Origin of the sequence: Streptococcus sp. HMSC071H03, assembly GCF_001813035.1 — a bacterium.
Classification (GTDB): Bacteria; Bacillota; Bacilli; order Lactobacillales; family Streptococcaceae; genus Streptococcus; species Streptococcus anginosus.
In genome coordinates this window covers 279,773-287,619 of the sequence record NZ_KV811162.1, presented here as the reverse complement: position 1 = coordinate 287,619, position 7,847 = coordinate 279,773, and the positions used below count along the sequence as shown (strand labels likewise).

Sequence of the window (7,847 nt, the reverse complement as noted above, 5' to 3'; positions counted from 1 at the left end):
AAAGGTCCAAGCGGAACAAATTTAAGATTGAGAGACAAACTGCTGAGGTGGTTTGTTTTTTTGTACCCTACTTATCTTGTATGATCAAGTAGAAAGTTTATTAATAATGACTCTGTGAGATCAAGTTGGGTACACAAGAAAAAGTGGAACATCTGTGCTGTAATACTGGCTTGACTCTGTTATCAATCCAATGTGATAGAGCAAATAGAGGTAGAGTAGAACTTGAAAGATGTCACAGTTTATCTTTATCAAAGCTTACAAACTCTAAACCAGTTCATCAAGGAGAAAAATACCAATTTCGGAATATACTTTTTACTTTTGATTAAATCTTTCTTGTAAAATTGCATTTGTTAAACTATTCGAACCTCTTATTGCTGGCTATCAGTAGATTGTGGGTATTGAATTAGAAAAAGTTTTAGTATGTTCTATAAGCCAGACTCATGTTTTTTGATGAGAATATTATGGTGATGGGGAGATTGTCATAACTAGTTTATTAAGGATGTTCGGAAACTAGTCATATAAAAAGCCAATCCTCGTAAAGCGAGGACTGGCTGGTTGTTTAATTTATTATTAGAACAATATGTATTGAAAGTTAATTTAGCTGCTATGTACTGTATACATACATGATGTGAGAGAAGCTAAACATTAGCTCCTACTGAATTATTCAAAAGTAACCTTAATTGGTACTTTGGCTATGGTTTCTGTGATATCATAAATGACTTCTAAATTGCATTCTAAAACTTTTGGTTTGGTAATACTAGCTGCTTCTAAAGCATTTATTGGTAATTTAATACTACCTTCAGAAGTAGCAGAAGCTTTTAAGGTATCAGAGCAAATGATAATTTTGTGGTCATCATTATTGGAAATATTATTGACTTTACCATTACGAGTTTGCACTTCATATTCTTTATTGGAAGTATTTTTATATGCTAACTTAAGGGTATATTCATAATCATCTTTTTCTAGCCCTTTATAGGTAAGTGTGACACCTTTGCCTTCGTAAATAACTGTGTCAATAGCTGTGGTAGAAAATTCAATGGTTTTTGAGCTTTGTTCTGCTTTTTGACTAGAACTGGTCTTGGGTATTTCAGAAGATGATGTGTCTGTTGATTTCTTATTATTACCGCAAGCAACTAAAAGCAGAATGGTAAGTAAGGAGACAGCGACTGTAAAGACTTTCTTTTTCATGATACACCTCCAAAGATAAGTGTGCTAGGCGCAGACTAAAGTCGTTTAAAGCCGATTTGTCTCTTTTAAATTGGGAATCAGCTCCTTGCGACAAAAATCAACACAAAATACTTTTTACATATTTATTATAACACAATACAGACAATTATTCAAATAAAAGATAGAACATAAAGACTTAAATAAGGTAGTAACCGGAAAGTCGAATATAAACTTGATGGTTTAGGTTGAGTGCCTTAATTGATTCATTTGACAGAAATTATCTATTTAGTACTAAAAATATGAAAACAACAAGAAAAAACAAGACGACTATAAGGTTGGTCTGAATTTAATATCGAAAAATATCTAGCAAACAAGACTTGCAAATGGAATGAGTACTAGTATTTGTCCTAAAATAAGCAGCATCAAAGTCAGCTCCTGCCAATATGGAATTTAGATCACTCTTTTAAACGAAGTGTACTACAAGTTTGTTAAATGGACAGTATAGAAAATAGTATAAACAGTAGTGTTTATACAATCACTTAAAATCTAGCAAGATAGGTCTATACCATTTACAAAAAGAAAAGAAAGCGATATAATGAAAGAGACATAATGAACAATGCGAGAGTGATTTAAAATACCATTTACAGTTGTCTAAAGTGACAGCTTATATAAACTCTCACTGAAAGAAGGAGGTTTTATTATGCCTAAATATATTCAAGCAGATCGATTTTTCTATCCCCATGGTATCCGTCAAGGTGGCTACTTGGAAATCACAGATGGTAAATTTGGCAAATGGACGAAAGCTATTCCGGCAGGTGCGGATGTGATAGATTATACAGGTTATTCTATCGCACCGGGACTGGTGGATACCCATATTCATGGTTTTGGCGGTGTCGATGTCATGGATAACAATATTGAGGGCACCCTTCATACGATGAGTGAAGGTCTCTTGACGACGGGGGTGACTAGTTTTCTGCCAACGACTTTGACTTCAAGCTATGAACAACTCTTGGCTGTGACAGAAAATATCGGTGCTCATTATCAGGAAGCGACAGGTGCTAAGATTCGTGGCTTATATTTTGAAGGTCCGTATTTCACAGAAAAATATAAAGGAGCCCAAAATCCAATTTACATGAAAAATCCTCGAATGGATGAATTTCGTGCTTGGAAAAAAGCATCGAATGGTTTGCTCAATAAAATCGCTTTAGCTCCAGAACGAGAAGGTGTTGAAGATTTTGTTCGAACCATTACTGATGAAGGCGTAACAGTTGCACTTGGGCACTCAAATGCAACTTTTGATGAAGCTAAAGTTGCGGTAGATGCTGGCGCTAGTGTCTGGGTTCATGCCTATAATGGCATGCGTGGTCTGACTCACCGTGAGCTGGGCATGGTCGGCGCTATGTACGAGCTGCCACACACTTATGCTGAGCTGATCTGTGATGGACACCATGTGGATCCAAAGGCTTGTGACATCTTGATGAAGCAAAAAGGGCATGAAAATGTTGCGCTCATCACAGACTGTATGACTGCAGGAGGCTTGGAAGACGGTGACTATATGTTGGGAGAATTTCCAGTAGTAGTCGCAAATGGAACTGCTCGACTCAAATCAACAGGTAACCTAGCCGGTTCTATCTTGAAATTGAAAGACGGGTTAAAGAACGTTGTCAAATGGGGGATTGCTAACCCACACGAAGCAGTTATGATGGCAACCCTCAATCCGGCTAAATCCGTTCATATTGAGGATGTTTGTGGTCAAATCAAGGAAGGACATGATGCAGACTTCATTGTGTTGGACAAGGATTTGGAACTGGTTGCGACCTACTTGGATGGCGAAAAGAGATACGAAGCTAAATAGAATCTTTTTATCTTGAAAGAGTTGGGAAACCGACTCTTTTCATTTTACTTTTTAAAATACATGTAGTTAAGAAAAGGTTTTTAAGGATTTGAATTGCAATAAGGGGCGTGATATAATGAGGTTATCTGAGTCGTATGCTCATGATTGTAGTTGGCATAACTTTTATTACTTATAGTTTTCTCGGCAGGGGAATGGCACCAACCAAGGAGAATGTCTTTAAACCCAAATCCTTGAAAAAGAAAGCTAAGAAATAGATTTTTTGTTGGAAGGGGTAGTTGACTGGGCTGCCTGCTTGCTTAATAAAGGAGACGGAGATGGAACGTTATCAATTAAACAATGGTGTAGAGATTCCGGTTTTGGGCTTTGGAACTTGGAAGGCTCAAGATGGTGAAGAGGCCTATCAGGCGGTGCTAACAGCACTTGAAGCAGGCTACCGACACATTGATACTGCGGCTGTTTATAAGAATGAGGGAAGTGTGGGTAGTGCAATCAAAGACAGTGGTATACCGCGAGAAGAGCTCTTTATTACGACCAAGCTCTGGAATGGTAATCATACTTATGAGGAGACTCAAGGAGCTTTTGCCCGCTCCTTAGAGCGTTTGGGGCTGGACTATCTGGACCTCTATCTTATCCACTGGCCCAATCCAAAACCTCTGCGAGAGCAGGAAGCTTGGAAGGAGCGCAATCGGGAGGTTTGGCGGGCTATGGAAGACCTCTATCGGGAGGGGAAAATCCGAGCTATCGGTGTCAGCAATTTCCTGCCTCACCACCTAGAGCCTCTGCTTGAGACAGCGCGTATTTTGCCTGCGGTCAATCAAATTCGTCTGGCGCCTGGTGTCTATCAGGCTGAAACAGTGGACTATTGTCGTAAGCATGATATTCTCCTAGAGGCTTGGGGTCCCTTCGGTCAAGGGGAACTTTTCCGCAATGAAGAAGTCAAGGCTGTGGCCGATAAATACGGCAAATCTGTCGCCCAAATCGCTCTGGCTTGGAGCCTGCAAGAGGGCTTCCTGCCCCTGCCCAAGTCGGTTACGCCTGAGCGAATCAAGAGCAATCTGGACTGCTTTGACATTACCCTCAGTCCAGCAGACCTAGAAGTGTTGAAAAACATTCAAGGTCTTGAAGGCGGCGCTCCAGATCCAGATAAGATGGATTTTTAGATGATGATTGACTGAAACTGTAATCAAAACTTTCTCTTCTGTGCGATAAAGAAATCAAAGGGCTGATTGAGGAGGTTATTGAGCTACTGGGAGTAGGAAGATAAGGAAGAAAAGAAGCAGTCAAGGCTTCAGTCAATATCATTTATCAACGTCCTACTCCAATCTAGGAGTCGAATCGTCTTCCTTACTAAAATTTGGAGGGAATCTAGCTTTCAGATAGTCCTATTTATGAAAATTTCCAAATAATCTATTCCTCGAATGACAGGATTTACTAAAATTGATTGGCATTCTATGTCTAGGATGACACTAATCACTAAAGTTTCTAGGTATTCTAAGTCTTGAATGCTCGGATGATTCGTTTTTTATAGACAAATAGTCCCCGTCGGAAGGTTTACTAGCAATCAGATGGGGATTTTTGCTGCCTTTTTTCTTTGAAAAAGAGAAAAATGCCTTTTCGGAGCTTAAAAACAACATTTCAGAGTAGCCTTGCCAAAGATTTATCACCACATGCTATACTTGTTTTATCATATTTGTGGAAAGGATTATTATGACAAAAACCTACACCATTCGCCCCCTGCCTTACAGCAACTTTACTAACCGTGAGTTTGAGAGCTTGATGACGGACTCTCATCAGGTTCTTACTAGCTTTGCCAAGTCCTACAAGGATGAGGCTATGTATGATGATCATCTTGAAGTCTTTGACAGTAAGCTGGAGCAATTCCAAGCCCAGTTGGCCAGCGTAGAAAATAAACAAACCTTGAGTCTAGCAGAAGTGGATAAGGAGCGGGACAGTGCCCTAGTCGGACTGTTTACCTTGCATAGGGGCTTTGCCAAAATCAAGGAGCCCAATCTCAAAGCTGCCCACGAAACCCTAACGCCAGTCCTTGCGAAGTATAAGGACATCACCAAGCATACCAACGATGTCGCAACTGCTGAAATCAAGAGTCTCCTCAAAACCCTCAAGGAGGAACCTTATGATGCAGCAGTGACTACCTTGGGTCTTCTGCCGATGCTTACCGCCGTGGCAACAGCTCAGGAAGACTATGACCGGGCAGAAACTCTGGCGCGTGCAGCCAAGTCCAGCAAAGAAGTCGGCAAAACCAAGCAGTTGCGTACCGAGCTCTCCCGTATCTATGACCTCTTTATGCGCTATACCGCAGCCTCCGCAGAAGCCTATCCCGAAAAACTCCACTTTGCTAAACTCCTCAAAGACCTCAACACCATCCGCGACAGCAAGCGCCGCCTATCCAGTCCAAGCAAGAAAGCAAAAACGGAACAAGTGGCAGAGATGGCAGGGTAAAGTCAATCCCTTAGAATGATTTCTAGGGGATTTTTGGTGGTTTCGTGGTATAATTCTATCAAAAGAAACCTACACAAACTTGATGAAACTGCAGGTGAGTGAAAAATGGGAAGCGAATTATTATGAACGAAGAAAAATTATTGGGAAATATATCATTTATACTTTCTATTACAAGAAACGATGGAAGCAAAGCAAATTTTATATATAATAACTAATTTTACCGACGATTTTGATAATTCTGAGATATTCATACCACTTTTCCCGTTTTTATCATCAATTTGTTTAGGCTGGATTGAGAAGTTTCAAGAACAAGGAATCATTTTAGAATTACCAAACATCAGAGATGTAAACCTTGTAACCATGATGAAAAAAATTAGAATTGGCGTGAAGCTCTATTCTGATAATAAATTTGCAAAAGCTTGTAATAAGTTAAATAATAGTGCGGTTGAAAGAAAGCGCCTATTAGAGTCGAACTATAATTTTTATCAAAAATTTTTTGTTTATTGCTTTGTGCAGCACGATTTGGGAGTTTTACTATTGATGATATTCCTTATGGAAACATTAGTCAAATGAGTATATATTTTGAGGTTAAATAAATTTACAACTATAGAAAAGTGGGAACAAGAAATAGAACCAATTTTTATTGATTATTCTCGTGATCTGTCTGCTTTTATCAATTCGGTCACTTCAAATTTTGAAAAAGATTTTAATTTAGATCCAGCAATGAAACTGGATATTTCAAGTTGTAAATTAAGACATATTGATAAGTTTTTAATGGATAACAGAAGGCAAGATATTTTACTAGGGAATCTGCCACTTGAAGTTCAATTACAGTTATTCAATATTCTATGTCAGAACAATTTTCTAAATAGCTTATTCCCGAAAGTATTCTAAAATAAAGGTAATATATTCTATCGTTCAAAAATCCAATCTTATCTAGTTAGCGTCAATTCTTTAGCAAAAATTTTAAGTAAATATTCCAAAAGTATTAATTCTGGTTTAGCAGAAAAAATACAAACTACTATTTACGTAAAAGGTAATATTTTCTTAGAGATAGTCAATTTAGAAATAATATTTTTCATTATTCTATTAAAGAAATTCCTTATTCCCAGTTTTCAACTCCGGACAATTATTTTAGGGATTTTATTGAGTATTATGTAGATATTAATTTTGACAATTTCATGAAAATAGTTGATGAAGAGATAGATAAAATTAATGAAGTTGTTGAGGAATTAATAAAATATAGATAAAGGAGAATTATTGTGGTTGATACTATTTGGATTTTGGGAATGGTTTTGATATTGTGATGGTACGAAAAACGTCTTTTCTTTATGTGTGCTAAACGAAAGAATGCTAGAAGATAATTGAAAAGTTAGGGAGAAGAGATGAATTTATTGACTATTAGAGGATTTATTGGTACAATTTTACTATTTTGTATGTATTATTTTCTAAAAAAGATTCGGATGAAAATAATTTAAGGCTTTATTTGTCCTGATATACAACATAAATCTCAGGATATATTGAATATTTTAAACGATGAATATTCTTCAAAATTTAATAAACTATTAGATGAAAAGGGTATATCAATTGATAATTAAATGAAATTTGGAGTATAGGTGATAGAAATTATTATGGATAAGGTAGATATTTGTCAAAACTTGGGTAATTTTTTAAATTCACAGTTTATCAGTTCAACGCTTGGAGCATTGGTTGGTGGTGGGATAGCTGTGTATGTCGCACATATCCAGAATAAACAACAAACAAAGCAATTACAAGAAGAACATAAGCTACAACGAGAATATTTTGATAAACAAGAGGAAAACGAACGAGAACGCATCTTCTTACAATTTACGATTGAACGAGCTGAAAGATCTTATCAAATTTTGAATGAGTTGAAAAAGGCTGAGACAATGTTTCGTGATGAGGGGATATGGTTTGTCGAAAATGTTGCAGAGAAATTGGATTTCAAAACTGAGTTCGTTAAATATTATTATAAACACTTAATTAATAAATATTATCACTATATAGATTTAAGAGATGATTTGTTATTAAGTATCGTCATTCAAGATGATGTCAAACTTTCTCAGTTAAAAACAGCAGTTAATGAGGAAGTTGTCCTATTTAGTAATTTTTTTGAAAAAATTTCTAAGGTAAATAACTTTGATGAATATACAAAAATTGCCGATGAATTCTCGGAGAAAACGAGATTAATTGAAAAATGTGATGAATTTAAAACCTACTTAACTAAATATATTAGGGATAGTACATTTAGATTAGTAACCCCAGAAAAAATGGCTGAAAAGATATTAAAACAAACAACGGGAAATTCAAAAATTCAATTTGAAATTGTGAGAAAGCAAGAAAT

The 7,847-nt window shown here is 36.7% G+C and carries 7 protein-coding genes; 6 read left to right on the top strand and 1 reads right to left on the bottom strand.

Features of this window, described 5'->3' with window-relative positions:
- Positions 1–660 precede the first annotated feature (660 nt).
- Positions 661–1,188, bottom strand: a complete 528-nt coding sequence (locus HMPREF2887_RS06490) for a hypothetical protein (protein WP_021001289.1) — start codon at positions 1,186–1,188, stop codon at positions 661–663.
- Between the two features lie 679 nt (positions 1,189–1,867).
- On the opposite strand from HMPREF2887_RS06490, the gene nagA reads away from it, so the two are divergent.
- The 6 genes from nagA to HMPREF2887_RS06465 all read left to right on the top strand — a co-directional run.
- Positions 1,868–3,022: an N-acetylglucosamine-6-phosphate deacetylase gene (gene nagA / locus HMPREF2887_RS06485; RefSeq protein ID WP_003025948.1), complete on the top strand. Its 1,155-nt coding sequence runs from the start codon at positions 1,868–1,870 to the stop codon at positions 3,020–3,022.
- A 314-nt stretch (positions 3,023–3,336) separates the two neighbouring features.
- Entirely contained in the window at positions 3,337–4,182 is an 846-nt protein-coding gene (locus tag HMPREF2887_RS06480) for an aldo/keto reductase (protein WP_004224271.1), read from the top strand.
- 547 nt (positions 4,183–4,729) lie between these two features.
- Complete coding sequence (locus HMPREF2887_RS06475) at positions 4,730–5,482, top strand: DUF6261 family protein (protein ID WP_003025945.1); 753 nt, start codon at positions 4,730–4,732, stop codon at positions 5,480–5,482.
- A 180-nt stretch (positions 5,483–5,662) separates the two neighbouring features.
- Positions 5,663–6,055: a hypothetical protein gene (locus tag HMPREF2887_RS10520; RefSeq protein ID WP_235044318.1), complete on the top strand. Its 393-nt coding sequence runs from the start codon at positions 5,663–5,665 to the stop codon at positions 6,053–6,055.
- A 9-nt stretch (positions 6,056–6,064) separates the two neighbouring features.
- On the top strand, positions 6,065–6,376 hold the full coding sequence (locus HMPREF2887_RS10515) for a hypothetical protein (protein WP_004224255.1): 312 nt from the start codon (positions 6,065–6,067) through the stop codon (positions 6,374–6,376).
- 737 nt (positions 6,377–7,113) lie between these two features.
- Positions 7,114–7,847, top strand: a 734-nt coding sequence (locus HMPREF2887_RS06465) for a hypothetical protein (RefSeq protein WP_084740960.1), incomplete at its 3' end; no start/stop codon positions are given.